The sequence below is a fragment of the Acinetobacter sp. ESL0695 genome (assembly GCF_029392135.1).
In the GTDB taxonomy this organism is placed as follows: Bacteria; Pseudomonadota; Gammaproteobacteria; order Pseudomonadales; family Moraxellaceae; genus Acinetobacter; species Acinetobacter pollinis.
Genome location: NZ_CP113935.1, coordinates 21,031 through 39,244, shown reverse-complemented (window position 1 = coordinate 39,244; position 18,214 = coordinate 21,031). Strand labels below are relative to the sequence as shown.

16 protein-coding genes and 1 pseudogene are annotated in these 18,214 nt (G+C 31.9%); 6 read left to right on the top strand and 11 right to left on the bottom strand.

The window, feature by feature from the left end:
* Positions 1–642 precede the first annotated feature (642 nt).
* Together OZX61_RS12260 and OZX61_RS12255 are read left to right on the top strand one after the other, a co-directional pair.
* A complete protein-coding gene (locus OZX61_RS12260) occupies positions 643–840 on the top strand; it encodes a hypothetical protein (RefSeq protein WP_277095758.1) in 198 nt (65 codons plus the stop codon).
* Between the two features lie 745 nt (positions 841–1,585).
* On the top strand, positions 1,586–1,825 hold the full coding sequence (locus OZX61_RS12255; RefSeq protein WP_277095757.1) for a hypothetical protein: 240 nt from the start codon (positions 1,586–1,588) through the stop codon (positions 1,823–1,825).
* A 167-nt stretch (positions 1,826–1,992) separates the two neighbouring features.
* On the opposite strand, the gene OZX61_RS12250 is transcribed toward OZX61_RS12255, so the two are convergent.
* The 4 genes from OZX61_RS12250 to OZX61_RS12235 form a co-directional block, all read right to left on the bottom strand.
* Positions 1,993–3,258 (bottom strand): MFS transporter, encoded by a 1,266-nt coding sequence (locus OZX61_RS12250; RefSeq protein ID WP_277095756.1) that lies wholly within the window; start codon positions 3,256–3,258, stop codon positions 1,993–1,995.
* Positions 3,259–3,642: 384 nt separating this feature from the next.
* Positions 3,643–4,266: an FMN-binding negative transcriptional regulator gene (locus tag OZX61_RS12245; RefSeq protein ID WP_277095755.1), complete on the bottom strand. Its 624-nt coding sequence runs from the start codon at positions 4,264–4,266 to the stop codon at positions 3,643–3,645.
* Positions 4,267–4,269: 3 nt separating this feature from the next.
* Positions 4,270–4,833 carry a carboxymuconolactone decarboxylase family protein gene (locus OZX61_RS12240; protein ID WP_277095754.1) on the bottom strand — a complete coding sequence of 188 codons (564 nt, stop codon included), beginning with the start codon at positions 4,831–4,833 and terminating at the stop codon, positions 4,270–4,272.
* Position 4,834: 1 nt separating this feature from the next.
* Positions 4,835–6,175 (bottom strand): aspartate aminotransferase family protein, encoded by a 1,341-nt coding sequence (locus tag OZX61_RS12235; protein WP_277095753.1) that lies wholly within the window; start codon positions 6,173–6,175, stop codon positions 4,835–4,837.
* Positions 6,176–6,601: 426 nt separating this feature from the next.
* Here OZX61_RS12235 and repM point away from each other — a divergent pair, with 426 nt between their 5' ends.
* Positions 6,602–7,540: a replication initiation protein RepM gene (repM, locus tag OZX61_RS12230; protein ID WP_277095768.1), complete on the top strand. Its 939-nt coding sequence runs from the start codon at positions 6,602–6,604 to the stop codon at positions 7,538–7,540.
* Positions 7,541–7,980: 440 nt separating this feature from the next.
* Positions 7,981–8,484 (top strand): SRPBCC domain-containing protein, encoded by a 504-nt coding sequence (locus tag OZX61_RS12225; protein WP_277095752.1) that lies wholly within the window; start codon positions 7,981–7,983, stop codon positions 8,482–8,484.
* Here the strand turns inward: OZX61_RS12225 and OZX61_RS12220 are convergent.
* Complete coding sequence (locus tag OZX61_RS12220) at positions 8,481–9,392, bottom strand: LysR family transcriptional regulator (RefSeq protein ID WP_277095751.1); 912 nt, start codon at positions 9,390–9,392, stop codon at positions 8,481–8,483. The genes OZX61_RS12225 and OZX61_RS12220 overlap by 4 nt on opposite strands.
* A gap of 198 nt (positions 9,393–9,590) precedes the next feature.
* On the opposite strand from OZX61_RS12220, the gene OZX61_RS12215 reads away from it, so the two are divergent.
* Together OZX61_RS12215 and OZX61_RS12210 are read left to right on the top strand one after the other, a co-directional pair.
* A complete protein-coding gene (locus tag OZX61_RS12215) occupies positions 9,591–10,379 on the top strand; it encodes a ParA family protein (protein ID WP_277095750.1) in 789 nt (262 codons plus the stop codon).
* Positions 10,376–11,272, top strand: coding sequence for a ParB/RepB/Spo0J family partition protein (locus OZX61_RS12210; RefSeq protein ID WP_277095749.1), 897 nt, complete (start codon positions 10,376–10,378; stop codon positions 11,270–11,272). The genes OZX61_RS12215 and OZX61_RS12210 overlap by 4 nt, the downstream gene beginning before the upstream one ends.
* A 36-nt stretch (positions 11,273–11,308) precedes the next feature.
* Here the strand turns inward: OZX61_RS12210 and OZX61_RS12205 are convergent, their stop codons facing one another.
* The 6 genes and pseudogenes from OZX61_RS12205 to OZX61_RS12180 all read right to left on the bottom strand — a co-directional run bounded on the left by OZX61_RS12205 (position 11,309) and on the right by OZX61_RS12180 (position 18,155).
* Complete coding sequence (locus OZX61_RS12205; RefSeq protein ID WP_277095748.1) at positions 11,309–12,373, bottom strand: glycosyl hydrolase family 28 protein; 1,065 nt, start codon at positions 12,371–12,373, stop codon at positions 11,309–11,311.
* A 272-nt stretch (positions 12,374–12,645) separates the two neighbouring features.
* Positions 12,646–13,644, bottom strand: a complete 999-nt coding sequence (locus OZX61_RS12200; RefSeq protein ID WP_277095747.1) for a hypothetical protein — start codon at positions 13,642–13,644, stop codon at positions 12,646–12,648.
* A 71-nt stretch (positions 13,645–13,715) separates the two neighbouring features.
* Entirely contained in the window at positions 13,716–14,927 is a 1,212-nt protein-coding gene (locus OZX61_RS12195) for a glycosyl hydrolase family 28 protein (protein WP_277095746.1), read from the bottom strand.
* A 259-nt stretch (positions 14,928–15,186) separates the two neighbouring features.
* On the bottom strand, positions 15,187–16,125 hold the full coding sequence (locus tag OZX61_RS12190) for a phosphatidate cytidylyltransferase (RefSeq protein ID WP_277095745.1): 939 nt from the start codon (positions 16,123–16,125) through the stop codon (positions 15,187–15,189).
* 2 nt (positions 16,126–16,127) lie between these two features.
* Positions 16,128–16,755, bottom strand: a pseudogene (locus OZX61_RS12185) (lysophospholipid acyltransferase family protein).
* Between the two features lie 179 nt (positions 16,756–16,934).
* Complete coding sequence (locus tag OZX61_RS12180) at positions 16,935–18,155, bottom strand: MFS transporter (protein ID WP_195772835.1); 1,221 nt, start codon at positions 18,153–18,155, stop codon at positions 16,935–16,937.
* Positions 18,156–18,214: the final 59 nt, after the last annotated feature.

Genomic DNA, 18,214 nt, shown 5'->3' with positions numbered 1-18,214 from the left:
TAAAAGTAGAACTTTTAGAATTTCTCCCTAGATACTTCCCGATACTTCCCAATACTTCCCTATAAAAAATAGTAAACTTCCCGATACTTCCCATACCTAATATTTTTAATTAAAAACTAAAAGAACAGCTAAAAATACCTATTTGAGGCTCTAAAGTATTATTGACGAGTGACGTAAAGCCATCTGAATAACCGCTTTTAAGGCGTATAACACGACAAAAAAACCTGATTAGAACGTGAAGCTGAATTACCTAATAGTCATGGAATATGTGCAGAATTTACTCAAAACCATAGGCAGAAAGTGCCAAATATGTACATAAAAAAGCCGACATGTTTCCGCATCGGCTTTTTTGCTTTATTGGGGTTTGTTTTTAGATTTTAAGTCACTGATTAAGAATAAATTTATGGAGTTTAGTTCGCATAAGGGCAATTATGTTAAATAAGGGTAAATAGTTCCTTTTAGTTATTTTAGAATAAATACTATTTCCAAATATCTTTTTGATAAAACGTTTTTTATCAATAGTCTAATCATGATCATGGACTGGCATTAGTTTTTATAATTATTGCTGTAATCATTTGAATATCATCAAAAAAGTATAATAGAAAGCATAGAGTGATTCGAAAAATATATATTGAATAATTGATGTCTGATTTTTTGATTATTATAGGTTTAATCTTACATTTTTCTGCTTTTGTTACTTTTATTATTACATTTTCTATAATAATGCCTAAAGCTGAGAAAAATACACTTTGGGCGATATTACCTATTTTGACAATGCTTGGGTTTATTATTGTTGGGATGATATCTTTTAGCATGGGTATGAGAATAAAAGAAAAGTAACCAATGAAACTTTCTAAAAGTTATAGTACAGCAATTAATTATATATATTATGAAAATTGTAGTGGTCGTTCGAAAAAAATTGTAATCCCTTTGAGCGAATTCAAATTCGTTTAGATAATTCTAATCATTCAAGGTTAATGCAATTTAATCGAAATTTAAGTCGTCAAACTAGTAATAAACATGTCTGTTTTGCATTCTATGATCGCCATAAATACTCATATTTACAAGATTCTAGAATTACTCAATGGATTGAATAAAACGAATAAAAATTCTAAATTAACCTGAGTTCGACACAAAAAGCCTAAATTTAAATTATTCGTCGAGATTTAGACTTCTTTAGATTCAGGCGATATGCAACAACAGCAGCTATCATATTCACCATAAAGTTGAAATATTAAAAATACGATCCTTTAGTTCCCATTTTGATTATATTTTTTAAAATTTTTAGTAATATTATACTGTTAGTTATTGATTTTTCAATTGAAGAAAGAAAGGAATTTAACACTTTAGGTAAGCAAGAATTTGATAACAAGTGCTAGTTATTTATCATAAATAAGTCTAATTTCATTGATTGGTATAATGATGAAAGCTGAGAAATTTACAAAGATGAACTATATGAATTTATTGTTGTAACTAAGCATCAAATTTTGGAGGTTTTGAGTTTATCCACTCCAGAAAGATCCTACTAGATTAATTCAATACCTAACTAATCACCTTTTTATTGAAGGTGGCTTCTTTTATACTAATGGCCAGCTTTAAAATGAGTAATGAAACCTACAAGAATTTCTTAGCTGATGTTATTAAAGAAATTCTAGAAAAGAAAATTATTATTTCTGATGAATATGAAAACTTTAATAAGGGCTATAATTATGCTCTCTATGAGGTGGTATCTCTTCTTGTTCAGCAAAGTGAAAATTTTGGAATTGATAAGAAAGAAATAGGATTAGATGGTATTAATCCTGAAATGGATTATCTTCATTATTAATTTGGGTTATGGTCGTATTAAAAAATTAAAGTTAAATATTTGACTATTTTTGATACAGGTTTCTTTATTTGAGAATCATAATGCCAAGTAAATCTTTAAGAATAGCTGTTTGCAGCAAAGTTACTAAAAATTGAATGCACTTAAATCTAAGTGCATAATTTGAGATATTAATCAGACTGTGTTTCTTTAGGTGAAATCATTAGTTTTCGCATTTTTCGTTCTTTACGACGTCTTTTTACAATCGTATATGAGTTAAAAACAGCAATACATAACAGTAATGCAGAAATTAAACCAAAGACAAATGTGAGTCCTGTTTTCTGACCAATTAACCCCACTAATGCTGATCCACTCAATGCACCTGAATACGCAAGAATAGATACATAAGAAAGTGCTTGGGACTTTGGTACAAAATTTTGCCTTCCAACCCGTGAAAATAATACAGGAACAATATTTGAAAGGCCTAATCCCACTAGAGCATATCCTAGAAGCACTAAATACCACATGGGCGCAAGTACAACAACGGCCATTCCGGCACTTGCACACAATGAACTTGCCCAAATTAAGCGCTTCTCTCCAATTTTTCTAAGAAATATATGCCCAAAGAAACGAGAGAAAGTCATCGTAATTGCGAAAAAACTATATGCTAATCCAGCATTAGACAATGATGTATGATAAATATCTGTAAGATACACACCGCTCCAGTCTAATGCTGTACTTTCCGTCAAAAAAGCAATAAAACACATCATACCAAGCATTAGAATTACAGGGTGTGGCATTGCACTATTTCGTATAGAGGGTGCTTCCTCCTCAGTAGTCACCTTTGGTTGTGTCACATCATTAACAGCAGACTTCGAAAGTGCACCTAGAACAGCAAAGATTGCTATAAGCGTAATAATAGAACTAACCAAAAGCGTTGCGGATGAAGGTGAAAAACCACTATGTAATAGTCCTGTCATGTTTAATGCAGCAATTAAGCCGCCCAAACTACACATTCCATGAAAATTAGACATAAGCGGACTATTATTTTTTTCTTCAATAATGACACCCTGAAAATTTGCCGCAACCCCTGTTGCACCAGATGCAATACCTAGAAAAGTTAAGAAAAATACAAGAATAGGTATATTATCTAAATGCGTTACTAATGGTAAAGTAAATATAAAAACAATAGAGGAAAATGCAATAATAAATCGACAACCTAATGTCTTAATAACACGACCCGTTAAAAGCATTGCAGCAATTGATCCTAGCCCCATGCATAAAATCAACAATCCTAATTCGGTATGATCCAAAGAAAGTTTTTGTTTTAAATATGGAATAAGAGATGCCCAAGATGCCATAGAGAAGCCTAAGTTGAAAAAACTTAGTCTTGTGGTCAGCTTTTGAGTAGAAAGCCGATTAAGAAATTCTGGATCAAGTAGTTTTCGAATAAACATGGCTGTCTGACTTAACTGTATTTTTATTAGATTAACCTAAGGATTTTATAGGAAATTTAGCAAAAAAAGCATAGTATTTATGTAAAACATCACACTTTTGTGATGCTATATCATAAGATAACAATTCATTTCAAATAAAAAATTTATAAAAAATATTTAAGCTAAGTGATAAATTCAAATTAAACATAAAGAAATTTTTACGATTAAATAAACATATTATAAAGATCTAAATTTTTTCTAATGATTTGAATTTCCTCCTTAAAACTACTCTACTTATATAAATTTATATTAGTTAAAAGTCTGTTTTAGGTATAATGAGCCTCTGAATAAAACATGAAAAAGCATATATATTTTTATATGCATAATATTTAGAAGTAGAATGATCTACCCTTTTTTAAATGTACGCATATTTTCTGCAAGACGAGTTTTCCCATTTTGTTCTAATCTCTGCACAACAGCATCAAAGTCTCTCTTTTCTTTATTTTGACTCAATTTTGACTGTGCTTGTATCTTACAAATATGTATCTCAAATACAACTAAATCATCAAGAAGTTTAAAAATATAATCTTTCGGTGCATCTGACATCTTCCATGCAGCTAAACCATTTGTTTTTTTTTCCATGTCCTTGGTAAGCATCCCTACAGCTGCTAACTTTCTTCGGCTATCTGAAAAGTAGTGGATTGTTCCAGATATATGTACGACCTGATAATTCCATGTAGGTACTTGCTGATGATGTTCAAACTTGCTTGGGTAGTAATTTGCAGAAATATAAGCATCATCCCCTTTAAATATGCACAATACTTCAGTACCTTCAGCAACTCGATCTTTCATATCATTTACAATAGCAATATGACCAATCAGAATATCTTCAGCCTTCAGAATTAATGGAACATGCGTTGCACAAAGCCCATGCTGTGTATGAGCAACAATACAAGCAAGTGGATAACCTTCAATGAGATCTTTTATCTTTTCTGATCTCACTTCTTTAAACTCGTTTGGAATGTACATGGCTTACTCTAGTTTTTGAAGTTTAACATCTGTATTCAATGCTGAAGTTTGAGAGGCATTCATAACCATTGCTAAAAAGGAATAATATCCTTGAATTCCGATTAAATCGATTACTCCTTTTTCTCCAAATAATGTTATCGCATCACTCCAACATTGATCACTAATTTTTTTTGTTTTTTGAAGTTCCATACAAAAATCATAAACAACTTGTTCATCATATTTGAGGGAATTTGGTTGTTGATTAAAATTGATTGCTTCTACATCTTTCAATGAAATTCCCTTTTCAATAGCAATAGGCGCATGTATTTGCCACTCAACTGTTTGGTGCCAATATCTTGCTGTAATTAAAATAGTAAGCTCTGTCAATCTATGACCAATAGTGCTTGAGTACCTTAAATACTCTCCTAACTGCTGTGTGCAGTTCATTAACTGGGGGTTTCTTAATAGTACCTGAAAAGGAGCTATTAACTCCCCTCTTGGACCTGAAATAATTTTCTCTGCCTCTTTCCTCTGTTCCAGTGTCCAAGTACTTTCATTTAATGGAGGAAGTCTATCTTTTAAAGTCATTTTATTTCTCTAACAGCACAGTACTTGTCACTTTTCGAATGACAATATCTAGTGTATCTACAATAAAGTCGATCTCATCTTTTTTAATAATAAAAGGTGGAGCTAAAAGAATATGATCACCTGTTTGACCATCAATTGTTCCTCCCATTGGGTATACCATTAAGCCCTTTTCAAAACATTCTTTTTTAATTAGTTTATGAATTTCTTTTGAAGGATCGAATGCCTGTTTAGATTCTTTATTTTGAACGAGCTCAATACCTAAAAATAATCCTCTTCCACGTATGTTTCCAACTGTCTCTATAGACGAAAGCTTGTGTTGAAGTTGATTAAATAGGTAATCACCTTGATGTTTTACATGATCTACTAAATTATCTCTAAAAATTATTTTTTGTACAGCTAAAGCTGCCGCCGCTGCTGTTGGGTGACAAATATAGGTATGGCCATGTTGAAAGAAGCCAGTTCCTTTTTTTATAGCATCTATAATAAAGTCTTTTGTAAATACTGCACCAATAGGTTGATAACCGCCACCTAACCCCTTTGCTACGGCAACAATATCAGGAACAAAATCATCTTGTTCAAACGCATGTAATGTTCCTGTTCTTCCCATACCACACATGACTTCATCGGCAATATACAAAATACCATACTTACGGCATATATCATAAATACCTCGTAAGTAGCCTGGAGTTGGAGGAATAGCGCCAGAAGTTGCACCTACTACTGTTTCTGCGCAAAAAGCAATAATTCGATGCGGTCCAATATCACATACTTTCTTTTCAAATTCTTTTAGAAGTCGATCGGTATATTGATCGACGGTTTCACTTTCTTTTTTTCCACGATATTCATTACATTCTGCAACTCTTTCAACATTCATTAATAAAGGTGAAAATATTCTTTTACGCCACTCATTACCACCCACTGCAAGTGCACCTAAAGTATTGCCATGATAACTTTGAGAACGGCCCAAGAAAACAGTACGTTCTTCTTCACCAATATCTACAAAATATTGTCTTGCAAGTTTAAGAGATGTTTCCATGGCTTCAGAGCCACCTGAAACAAAATATATTCTATTCAGAGATGATGGTGCAGTTTGGATAAGATGCTCTGCTAATTCTTCTACTACATCTGTGGTAAAGAAACTTGTGTGTGCATAGGCTAAATGATCTATTTGCTTATGCATTGCAGAAATAATTTCACTATGTCCATGTCCCAAGCAAGAAACTGCGGCTCCACCACATGCATCTAAATATAATTTTCCATCTATATCCTTTAAATAACACCCTTTTCCAGAAACTGCTGTAATTGGAGATTTTTCTAAGTTTCTATGAATAATATGGCTCATTTTATATGCTCACTTTGACATAAGAATATCTTATTTGATTCATATGAATCATGTCAATAATCAAATGAATCAAATGAATCAAATGAATCAAATGAATCAAATGCAAGGATACTTTTTAAAGTTAATTTTAAATAAGTTCAAAAAATAATCATTGAAAGATTTAAATTTTAGTATTTTTATAATTAGTAAGGCTTTTAATATTCTTTTAATATTCTTTTAATGCTTTTAGACATCTTATAAGCCTTGCTATTAAAGGATTACAGAGGTAATAAAGATACGTTTAGTCACCAATAAAGATACGTTTAGTCACCAATAAAGATACGTTTAGTCACCAATAAAGATACGTTTAGTCACCAATAAGATACATTGACTTATAATGTACTATTAGATACATTTATGAGTGTTGTATCTTTATTAAAATTTAATATGAAAAATGAACTGGTTGTTAAAGATAATATTTTAATTAATGCATCATATAATTTAGAGCTGACAGAGCAGCGTCTAATTTTATTGTCTATTGTAAAAGCAAGGGAAACAGGACAAGGTATCACGGCTGATAGTAAATTACAGATATATGCTGGTGACTATATGTATCATTATAAAGTCGATCGGCATGCCGCATATAAAGCTTTAAAAGAAGCTGCTCTCAACTTATTTGAAAGGCAGTTTTCCTTCAAAGAAGAACATGAGAATACCGGAAAAATGGGTGTTGTTAAATCCAGATGGGTGAGTCGAATAAAGTATATCGATGAGTTAGCTATCCTAGAAGTGACTTTCTCGCCAGATGTGGTTCCTTTAATTACTCGTCTAGAAAAACACTTCACATCATATAAATTGAAACAAGTATCTCAGTTAACCAGTAAGTATGCCATACGTCTTTATGAAATTCTTATTGCATGGCGTGATATTGGGAAAACACCAGTTATTCGTCTTATTGATTTTAGAACACAGTTAGGTTTAGGAGATACTGAATATACAGCAATGAATAATTTTAAAAAGAGAGTTCTTGAGCCCGCTATTGATCAAATTAATAAACTTACAGATATTACTGTCGAATACGAACAATTTAAAGAGGGTCGAGTTATTAGTGGAATTCAATTTAAACTGAAATTAAAATTATTAAAAATTGATGAAGAAAATATAGCACATGAATTTATACCAACTACATTTATTGGATTAACAGAAGGTCAAATTAAACTTTTTGCAAAGAAACTTGCTTATGATGATATCTTCGCAAGTAGTTACGCTGAAATTGGAGAATCATATAAAGATTTAGAAAAAAGATTGATAAATAATATAAATAATCCTGAGTTCTTTGAAAAGAATTTGCACCATCTAGAACGTATTGGTTTAAAAATGAAATAGTACAATAATTTTAAGAATTTATAATGAATGGTTAATTAGTGTTTATAGTAAATTTGACAGTTTAATATTGAGAGAATTAATTTTAAAAAAAATAATATAAAGACAAAATAATTTTTTTACAAAAAAAAATGTATAATTAATTAATATTTAAATCAATAACTTATTTTATTTTAGAGTATTTTATATACTTTTGTAGTTAATGGATTACATTCTTTTTTATAAAAATCTATTAATATGAATCCAACAAATGAATAAGAATAATAAATACATTTTTTTGGGGGAACACTAAGCCTCTCTATATTTATAGAGAGGCTTAGTGTTATGTAAATATTATAAAATATATAGCATATATCATTTCGTTATATTTGAAATTAAGGAATATGATTTGAATTATTTTGCATAAAATTACATGATATTTCTTTAAAATTTAGATTGTAATTATGTTAAATTCTATCATTTGGCCTCAGGGCTTTTTACCAGGTTTTACAGATAATTTCGTTTCAAATGAAGTTATTATTCAAGGAAAATTAGTAACAGATATTTGGCCTTATTTAATAAATGCTAAGCTATGGCCTTCATATTATTCTAATTCATCTTCTATAGAGTTATATGGTGCTACTCAACTACAAGATAATTTAAAATTTTCTTTTAAAACATTTGGTTTCCCTGTAGATGCAAAAATTGTGGAATTTATTGAACCTATAGCTCATCATCCAGCCAGAATCGCTTGGCATGGATGGGCTGGTGAAATTAACTCTATTGAGCGTTTAGATGTGCATCACGCTTGGCTTATTGAAAATTTATCAGATAATAGAGTGCGAATTCTTACACAAGAGACACAAATAGGCATTCCTGCTAAAGCATTAGCATTAGAAAAACCCAATCCTATGTTAAATGGTCATCAAGACTGGTTAGATGGATTAGCAAAAGTAGTAAATAATTAACTATTTTTACTTAATACAGTTTGAACCATCAGATCACGGAGCCATTGTTGTGCTGGGTCGCGATGGTTTCGCTCATGCCAAACTAAAGATTTATTAAAATTTGGTATTGCGATTGGTGGTTTAAATGTTAAGAAGTCTGTTAAATTATTAGCTAATTTTGAGGGAACAACAGCCACCAAATCTGTGTTGGCTAATATTTCAGACAAAATTAGAAAACTATTTATAGAAATGATCACGTCCCTTTTTTTATTGAATATTTTCAATTGTTGATCTGTAATACCCTCAAAATTCCCTCCTTCATGTGAAATCAAGACATATTTGAGCTTACAAAACTCATCAAGTGTAATATTCTTATGAGAAGCAAGAGGATGTTCTTTGTGAATTAAGCAGGTGTAGTGATCTGTAAATAAATCCTGCTTGTAAACTTCTTTATGGTTTAAATCTGAAGTAACTAATGCCAAATCAATTGTGCCTTGCTCTAATTGCATAAATATGTCTTCATTTCTTATGGGAAGAATTGAAACTTTTACATGAGGTGCATGTATTCTCAACTGAGCGATAAAAGGTACAAGAACCACTTTTAATGCATAATCGGTAGCTGATATCCTTAATAAATATTCATCATTTTTAGGATCAAAATGATTAGGTTGAATTAATGTATCAATATCAAAGAGGATGTTTTTAACAGTGGGTGCTAACTGTTTTGCTCGTGAGGTGGGATAAATACCTCGCTGAGCTCTTATAAATAAAGGGTCGTCAAAATAATCTCTTAATCTTTGTAACATGCCACTGACCGCAGGTTGTGTTAGATATAACTTCTTAGCTGCCTCTGTGACACTGCGCTCATCAAAAAGAGCATCAAATGCTTTTAATAAATTGAAATCTAAGTTTCTGAGGTCATGTTTCATAAATGCAGACTATACAAGTAATTAAAAGAATTATACTAAGCTTATTGCTACATAGCATGATAGTTTTTTGATGATCTATATTGAGGATTTTGTTAAAATTTTTAAATGATATAATTAAGTAAACTTTTAAAGAGTAAAGTGTAGCAACTTGCTACACTTCGTATTAAACTCATTCAATGTATCGAAAATATATCAATTATGGAAACTAATAAAACACAGATTATTGCTGTGGCTAATCACAAAGGTGGTTGTGGTAAAACGACAACTGTAGTACATCTAGCCGCAGAATTGGTAGAGTGTGGAAAGCGCGTACTAATCGTTGACTTGGATCCTCAAGCAAATGTAAGTCTGCACATTGGTAAACAACATCCTAGTGAAATTAGTATAACATCTGCCGAACTTCTGACTCATGAAGAAAATTTATTGGTTGATGCTTTAGAAGAAGAAACAAATTTTAAGGGCGTGTCTCTTATATATGGTTCGCTTAATCTAGGAAAGACAGAGGACCAGTTGAAAGAGTATTCACCACGTCCAAATGAGGAATTGAAATATAAACTTGAGCCTTTATTTGGAATCTATGATTTCATATTGATTGATTGTCCACCTAGTTTAAAAATACTTACGAGTAATGCACTAGCTGCTGCAGACTATGTCATTATTCCAATTGAATCTGGGTCGCAGTATGGTCTATATGGTGTTACCGACTTAATTAACCATATATCGAAAATTCACAGGATTAATCCCAAATTAAAATTATTAGGTACGTTATTAATTAAGCACGATAAGCGACAGAATGTATGTAAGCTTATACAAGATGAAACCAATAATACGGTAGGCCAACTATTTGAGACGACCATTCCAACAAGTACAAAAGTGAATCAAGCAGCTATACTCAAACAATCTTTAATTGATATAGATAAAAAATCAAAGATAAGATTATCTTTTTCTGAATTGGCAAATGAAATATTGGTGAAACTAGAATCATGAGTAGTGCAAAAGAATTGCTAGCAAAGCGGTTACAACAGAATACAAAACAACATAGTCATGCTCAAAGGGATCAATCTACTGTTGCTAAAGAATTTCGTAAAAATATTCCTTTATCTGAAATTATAAGTAGTCCCAATCAACCTCGCAGAGGATTTGACAAGGCAGAACTTCAGGAGCTTGCGAACTCAATTGAAGAAATCGGTTTATTGCAACCTATCACAGTCAGAAGAACTCATTCAGGTTATGAACTTATTGCTGGAGAACGACGCTTAAAAGCACATCAACTGCTATCTAAAAGCACAATCGAAGTCATTATTATAGATGTAAGCAATGAAGATGCTGCACTCTTAACACTTGCTGAAAATTTAAAGCGAGCTGATTTAACCGACTATGAAATTTATATGGGGTTGAGTCATCTAGATGAAGAAACTAAAAAAAATAAGAGTAAACTCGCAAAATCGCTCGGACTAAATAGGGAAGATATGTATAAATACTTATCTTTTGAGAAAATGCCCGACTATATTGTAAATGATTTGAATAATGATCCTACTTTAATTGGGCGTACAGTCGCAACAAGTATTAAAAAATACTTGGCAGATTATAAACTTGAATATGCCCAAAGAAGTTTAGAAGATGCATGGAAAAGCTTCAAGGCTGGGAAATGTGAACAAACAAAAATTGTTCCAGTTGCAGAAAAAAATTTAACTCCTATTTTAGAAAAATCTTCAGAGCAAATTTTATCTCAGATTCATTGTAATAGCGAAAAAGTCGGAAAAATTCTTTTTAAGAATAATAAGTTAAAAGTTGATTTAAATATCGAAGATTTGAATCAAAGTGACATTCTGGTAATTGAAAAATTTTTTCAAGAATTTATTCAGAAGAAAAATAAATAGTGTAGCAACTTGCTACACTACTTCTCTACTTTAGTATTATTTATTTATATTGGTATTTTTAATATTCCACATAATATTATCTGGTAAATGCATATTTGTCATTGTTGCTTTCAGGGGAGCTATCGCATTTGTGCCATTAAAAATAATATTTGACTGACCAAAAACAGTAATCTCATTGTAAACCACGTCGTGCCAGTTTGCTTTAGTAGATCCTGATTTGTTCTCATAAACAGTATCCATAATAATTGAGTTTTTTACATTCGACATATTCACATTGTTATATTGGATATTCGATACCTCTCCAGATTGTGAGCGGTCACCTTTAATGCGTAATCCATTATCAGTACCTTTCATAGTTAAGCCATTGACATAGATGTTATAAACCCCGTCTTTAGTTTCGCTACCAATAGAAAAACCATGTCCACTACCAAATATGTTGTTTAAAAAACTCATATCTGTTGAAGAGCCATTACCTCCACTGGCTTTAATCGCAATATTATCATCTCCTGTACTAATATTACTCGAAGCAACAGTAACATTGTTTGAAGACATAAAATCTAATCCATCTGTATTGCGTGCATTAGCAGGTGTATTTATTTTTATATTCCACACAGTAATACCACTACTTCTAGAGAAAACAGCATGAAATTTAGGCGCATTTTTCAGTGTAATTTGATATAGCTTAATATTTTCACTACTCTCAACTTGTATTAAACGAGGAGCATTTTGGTTTTGACTACCACTTTTAGCTTGTTGTGCAAGATCCCACCAACTCAACATTTTATCATTAAGAATTTGTCCACCTTGACCGTCAATTTCACCTTTCCCATAGATTCCACCATTTGAAACATGATAGAACGTAATAAGTGCTTTGCAACCTTTTCCATCTCCATTCAACGTTCCACAATTTTTTGAACCATTATCAAAAGTATTTGCATTGTTAACGGCACGAAGTACTGTGCCTTTATCTATAATTAGACTTACACCATTTGGCATAGTAATTGGACCAGAAAGAAATAGATTCATTGATCCATTGTTTGAAAGCTTCACGGCTTTACCAACACTACAGTTATTTAAGGCTTTTTGTATATCATCAGTCATAACAGTATTCCTTGCATATACTGTTGTACAGGCTGACGGTGTAGTAGGTTCGATGACATTCCGGTTGTCTATAGCGTGAGATACAGGGATATATAAGCTAGTTAAAAAAATGAATGTTAAATGATATTGAATCTTCGAAAAGTACATTGTTAACCCCAATTTTTAAAATAAATAAGAGGAAACAATAATTCAAATATATTAAAGGATAATTAATTATAATTTTATATAATTAAGTGTGAGTGAACTATAAAATCCACTCACTTGTCTATGAATTAATATGGGAAGGTAAATTTACTGGCATTACTTTGTGCACCAGAATAGTTAAGATTCCAGTTTTTAGAAAAATTTGCTGTCTGAGTCTGATAGGAGTATGGAATAGACCAAGAGGCACTCTTCGAGTATTTTTGTATACTGCTAGGGTAACTATTTGTATCTGTGAACGAGGTATTCTCTTTTTTATCATCAACAATACCTTTTTCATAACCTGATTCAAAATAATTTGACTCAGAAATTACTTTTGCATTTTGTGCCAATGTATAACCCAAGTGGTAGTTACGAATATAGTTATTGTAAGCATGAAAATAACCATATCTCATTAAACCCGGTGATCTGACATAAATATTGTTATAATAGTTATTGGCTAAAGTAATTCTTGGGTAGCCAATATATTTTGCTTTATATCCATTCATCGCATAGCCAAATATTGAACCATATCGATGGTTTGAAAATAATGAATGGCTAATAGTGATATAATCTGCTGACTCGCCAATATAGATTAATTTATCGAGGCTACCATCTCCTAGTTGCCAGCTGTGTCCGACGAATGAACAGTGATCAATCCAATATTTCTGCCCATAGTTAATATAGAGTTGAATATCTCCATTTCCCTTAATTTTTTCATCATGCTTGAAAACTAAGTTTTGAAATATAATATTTGAGCTATTTGAAGATGTAGCTAAGTAAATATTATGTAAAACATTTGAATTATTGAAGGAGCCAACAATAGTCTTATTGCTTCCAAGAAGTAGCTTTTGTTTGCTAGTACTAGCAATTTTACCTTCAACTACAATAACCTTTGGTTCATCTCCCAAAATCTCCTTTTTTAGATTTGAAATATCTTTCACGATAATAGTTTTTCCGCCATAGCCACCTGTAACATGTGCTTGCTTTGCAAACCCACTAAGCTTATTTAAATCTGTGGTTGGGTAACTTGAGGCATAACTGACATTTATAAAAAGTAATGTAGTCAATAAGACAAATAAAATATTCAAAACAAATGACTCTTTTAAATTTAGGTGTTATTGATGGCCTAATAAACATACATTAGGCCGATATCTTAAAATTATTTTATTAAATTTGCGTTCTTAATCATCCAAGACACATTGTTAGATAAATTCATATTCCTAAGCGTTGCATGTAAAGGTTTTAGTGCATTGGTACCATTAAAAATGATATTTGATCGGCCATGAATAGTAATTTCATTGTAGGTAACATCATGCCAGTCTGCTTTTGTCGAACCTGATTTTTTTTCATAAATAGTATCCATAACAATCGCATTTTTTACATTTGACATCTCTACATTATTGTAATGAATATTTGCGACTTCACCTGCTGATGATTTATCACTTTTTATACGCAGCCCATTTTTAGTGCCTTGCATAATTAAGCCATCCACGAAAATATTGTAGATTCCATCTTTTGTTTCACTGCCGATAGATAACCCATTTCCTGTACCAAAAGTATTTTGCAAGAAACTCATATTACTTGATGGCCCACTTCGATGATCTGCTTTAATTGCGATGTTGTCATCACCAGTACTAATTGTGCTATAAGCGACAGTTGCATTTTGCGATGCCATAAAGTCGATACCATCTGTATTTCTTGCATTAGATGGTGTATTAATTTTTATATTCCAAATCGTAATGCCATTACTACGAGAAAAGACAGCATGAAACTTAGGTGCATTTTTTAATGTAACTTGATGGAGGGTAATATTTTGACCTCGCTCTACTTGTATCAGTCGAGGTGAATTCTGATTTCTGCGTGGTTTCCGTGCTTTTTCAGAAAGATCCCACCAAGTGATCATTTTGTCATTTAGAACTTCTCCACCTTGACCATCGATTTCACCTTCTCCATAAATACCGCCATTTGAAACATGATAAAATGTGATGAGTGCTTTACAACTCTTACCATCTCCGTTGAGAGTTCCACAATTCCCTTGACCATTATCGAAGGCAGTTGCATTATTAATTGAACGAAGCGTTGTACCTTTGTCTATAATTAAACTTACGCCATTTGGCATATTAATTGGGCCAGAAAGGAAGACATTCATTGCGCCATTTTTAGAGAGACGAACGGCTTGTCCTGCACTACAAGTATTTAGTGCATTTTGAATATCCTCGGTAATTAGAGTATTTCTGGCATAAACCGTTTTACATGTTTCTGGGACAGTTGGTTCTGTGACTTTTCTATTATCTGATGCAAATGTACTGTGTGTATTGCAAAGAACAATTAATCCAAAAGTAAAATACTTAAATTGCTGTGATAAAAACATAGAAGACCAAATTAGTAAGATAAAATTTAAAATCAAAGCTCATTATTGTGAACTGAGTCACATTATTGTTTTTTGTTTAGGCTTTTGAAATATTATATTTTTTATTAAAGTGTAATTTTTTTTAGTATTATTTGTTGATTATATTAAATTTTGCACCAATATTGATCAATTTTTTAAGTTAAAAGAATTTTTTTATATAAAAAAACAATAAATAATTTTTATTGAACTAAAGCTCTAAATATATGTTTAACCCTAAATATCAAGTCCACCAATATTTGAGTATGTGAAAAAATACTGGTGCTGAAAAGCATAATGAATCCATACGATCTAAGATTCCTCCATGGCCTTGAATAGTATCCCCCCAGTCTTTTACCCCTCGGTCTCTTTTAATTGCAGACATTACTAAACCACCTAAAAAACCAAATAAGCATATAGTTAAGGAAATCCAAAGTGACTGAAATAAAGTAAAGGGTGTTAGTCCTCTAGTAAGTACACCAACAGTTAAAGCTAGTCCAATACCACCAATAAGTCCTTCTAATGTTTTAGATGGACTAAGTATTGGTGCAAGTTTATGTTTGCCAAAAATTTTTCCACAAATATATTGAAATACGTCTGACAGTTGTACAACTAAAATTAACCAAATAATGAGCCATATTTTTTTACCATTTAGGTCAATGATCTCTAAATTTAATAAAGCTGGTACATGCGAAATACAATATACACAAACCATTAGTCCCCAATGTATTTTTGCGCTACGTGCTAAAAAAGATGTGGTATCTTCGCGTTTTAAGATAAGAATAGGAATAAGCAAAAAAGCATATAAAGGAATAAGCAAACTATATAAATTATAAGCATTTATATGTACGAGATAATATTGACAAGGAATAAGTAAATAAAAAGAAATTGCAAGTGCCGAATAGTCGTCTCTTCTTGTAGGTAATAATGTAATAAATTCACGTAATGCAAAAAAAGAGATCGCGCCAAAAAGGAAAACAATCGCTGAATCTCCGATTGAAATAGCAATATAAAGAATAATAAGCATGACCCACCATGCATTTATTCGTGCATTAAGGTTATCAATAACAGCATGAGGTTCATGATTTATTTTCTTTTTTAGTATGAACCCAGTGAGAGATGCTAGAAGAAGTGAAATAGTAATAGTTATAAAGATAATAAAATTAATTTGTAAACTATTCATGATTAAGATTCGTACTTACTTAGGTTGATTAACATGGTTCTTGCTTCTTGAAGAAATTTATCTTTATTTACTGTTTTGATCTCACGAGATAAAGGTGTTCCAAAATAAATATTCGATAAAATAGGAAGCAGAATAAATGTACCTTTTGGCATGACGCGATTTACATTTTCGATCCATACAGGGAGTATATCTATTTCTGGAAATGCCTGAGATAGATGGAATAATCCTGATTTAAACGGTAATAGTGCATGAGTAGAGTCCAAATTTCTTGTACCTTCTGGAAAAAAGATCACTGAATGGCCTGCGTTTAGCGCTACTTTGACATTAAAAAGGGAGTCAGGATTATTTGAAGAAATCATAATACCTTGAAATAATAAACCCTCGAAGTCTTGTCTTATGCCAGTAATCACCACCTGCGACTGGTCTTGTCACTTCTCTAATTTCACGTGGAAGAGAAGACCATAAAAGAATAAAGTCGATATGGCTCGTATGATTTGCATAGTAAATTTTTTGTATTGAAGTAGGCTGTTTATCCGTCCAAAAACTGCGTGTACCCGTGATAAAGCATATAGCCTTTCTAAGTATAAAAGAAATTAAACTTCCTAAATATTTACGAAGATTCACGAATATTTCCAGTGCGGGACGATATCTGATGGTTGAATACGAAAAATAAACTTTCTAGTAAGTAAGGTAATGTTATAGATGCTCTTACTAAAAATAGATTTGTGTATTATTTTAACATAAATAATACACAAATAAGTTAAAAAATGCGACTTTGTTTACACTATCTTATTGTTCTTTAATTTCTATTAAGTATTTTCTGTATTTGATCTTGGTAAAAAGAAAGTTAAAAAACCTAGGAGTGGCAAATAGGCACAAAGACCAAACACCCATTCTATACTATTTTTATCAGCCAAATAGCCTAGGCCAGCAGCAGCAATACCACTTACACCAAACATAAGACCAAACATGAGTCCTGAAATCATACCAACGCGACCCGGAACAGCTTCTTGTACATATACAATCATTGCAGAGAATGCAGATGACATAATTAAACCTGCCATCATTGCACAGATACATGTCCAAAAAAGATTAACGTGAGGAAGTACAAAAGCAAATGGAATCATTCCAATAAAAGATACCCAAATTACCGATCTACGACCGATTCGATCTCCTATAGGACCACCGAAGAATGTGCCGAATGCAACTGCGGCTAAGAAAGCGAATAAATACAGTTGGGCATCTTGTAATGAAACATTAAATTTATGGATTAAATAAAATGTATAATAATTACTAAGGCTTGCAATGTAAGTAAATTTTATAAGAATTAAAATACAAATGATTGATAATGCTTGTATAAGTTTTTTGCCATGAAATTTCGAGACATGATGTGAAGCTAGTTTGGTTAGTTGATTATGACTATGTTTAACATTCCAATGGCTGACACGGTATAAGATAAAAATTGCTAAAAGCGCAAAAATGACTAACCAAGCAAAAGCCATTTGACCATGTGGCACAATAATTAAAGCAACCAATAAAGGCCCTATAGCAGAACCTGAGTTTCCCCCAACCTGAAAAATTGATTGTGCCGTTCCAAATCTTCCCCCAGATGCCACTCTTGTAACACGTGATGCTTCAGGGTGAAAGGTAGAAGAACCTACCCCAATTAAGGCTGCAGATAAAAGAAGCATAGAAAAACTTCCCGACAATGCCATTAAAATGATTCCTATAAGTGTAGATACCATCCCTAAGGGCAATAAAAATGGTTTGGGATGTTTATCTGTATACAGGCCAATCCATGGTTGTAAAAGAGAAGCTGTGACTTGGTAAATTAATGATATTAATCCAATTTGGGCAAAACTTAGCTCAAAATTAGTTTTTAACAGTGGATAAATGGCAGGAAGAGATGCTTGAATTAAGTCGTTAAGCAGATGTGTGAATGCCACAGAAAAGACAACAGGATATATCATCTGGTTAACGTGGTTTGGTGGTGATTCAATTTTTGTTGAAATTTTTATAGAAGATTCCATTAAAGTCCTTTGTTTATTGCTCTTTAATTGATTATTATAATTTGTCATGAATACGACTA

What these genes read in the sequence shown, in the direction of transcription:
- OZX61_RS12260 (WP_277095758.1), top strand. Translation starts at nt 643, where the DNA reads ATGTCTGATTTTTTGATTATTATAGGTTTAATCTTACATTTTTCTGCT.
- OZX61_RS12235 (WP_277095753.1), bottom strand. Translation starts at nt 6,175, where the DNA reads ATGAGCCATATTATTCATAGAAACTTAGAAAAATCTCCAATTACAGCA.
- OZX61_RS12245 (WP_277095755.1), bottom strand. Translation starts at nt 4,266, where the DNA reads ATGTACATTCCAAACGAGTTTAAAGAAGTGAGATCAGAAAAGATAAAA.
- OZX61_RS12240 (WP_277095754.1), bottom strand. Translation starts at nt 4,833, where the DNA reads ATGACTTTAAAAGATAGACTTCCTCCATTAAATGAAAGTACTTGGACA.
- OZX61_RS12215 (WP_277095750.1), top strand. Translation starts at nt 9,591, where the DNA reads ATGGAAACTAATAAAACACAGATTATTGCTGTGGCTAATCACAAAGGT.
- OZX61_RS12205 (WP_277095748.1), bottom strand. Translation starts at nt 12,373, where the DNA reads ATGACTGATGATATACAAAAAGCCTTAAATAACTGTAGTGTTGGTAAA.
- OZX61_RS12250 (WP_277095756.1), bottom strand. Translation starts at nt 3,258, where the DNA reads ATGTTTATTCGAAAACTACTTGATCCAGAATTTCTTAATCGGCTTTCT.
- OZX61_RS12195 (WP_277095746.1), bottom strand. Translation starts at nt 14,927, where the DNA reads ATGTTTTTATCACAGCAATTTAAGTATTTTACTTTTGGATTAATTGTT.
- OZX61_RS12190 (WP_277095745.1), bottom strand. Translation starts at nt 16,125, where the DNA reads ATGAATAGTTTACAAATTAATTTTATTATCTTTATAACTATTACTATT.
- repM (WP_277095768.1), top strand. Translation starts at nt 6,602, where the DNA reads ATGAAAAATGAACTGGTTGTTAAAGATAATATTTTAATTAATGCATCA.
- OZX61_RS12220 (WP_277095751.1), bottom strand. Translation starts at nt 9,392, where the DNA reads ATGAAACATGACCTCAGAAACTTAGATTTCAATTTATTAAAAGCATTT.
- OZX61_RS12180 (WP_195772835.1), bottom strand. Translation starts at nt 18,155, where the DNA reads ATGGAATCTTCTATAAAAATTTCAACAAAAATTGAATCACCACCAAAC.
- OZX61_RS12225 (WP_277095752.1), top strand. Translation starts at nt 7,981, where the DNA reads ATGTTAAATTCTATCATTTGGCCTCAGGGCTTTTTACCAGGTTTTACA.
- OZX61_RS12255 (WP_277095757.1), top strand. Translation starts at nt 1,586, where the DNA reads ATGGCCAGCTTTAAAATGAGTAATGAAACCTACAAGAATTTCTTAGCT.
- OZX61_RS12210 (WP_277095749.1), top strand. Translation starts at nt 10,376, where the DNA reads ATGAGTAGTGCAAAAGAATTGCTAGCAAAGCGGTTACAACAGAATACA.